Below are 268 nucleotides of genomic sequence, written 5' to 3'. Positions count from 1 at the left end.
CTCAAGGAGCGTCTTGAGGCCCAGGCCAATAAAGAATTCATCTATCTGGTTCGCGGCCTCACCCCTGAACAGGGTCAAGGTGTGCTCGACCTGAAAATCCCCGGTGTCTACGGCATCGAGGAATTCCGCCGTTTCTACCCGGCCGGTGAAACCACTGCCCATATGGTTGGCTTCACCGACATTGATGATCAGGGCCGCGAAGGGGTGGAACTTGCCTACGACGAGTGGTTGGCCGGGGTTCCCGGCAAGCGGCAGGTCATCAAGGATC

The 268-nt window shown here is 58.2% G+C and carries 1 pseudogene; it reads left to right on the top strand.

Annotated elements, in window-relative coordinates:
* Window positions 1-268, top strand: a pseudogene (locus ACTHSL_RS13700) (penicillin-binding protein 2); the annotation flags it as partial.

It is taken from the genome of Neisseria sp. P0008.S010 (assembly GCF_051962715.1).
In the GTDB taxonomy this organism is placed as follows: Bacteria; Pseudomonadota; Gammaproteobacteria; order Burkholderiales; family Neisseriaceae; genus Neisseria; species Neisseria elongata.
The sequence above is the reverse complement of the archived record's forward strand: the minus strand, read 5'-3'. Positions and strand labels throughout refer to the sequence as shown.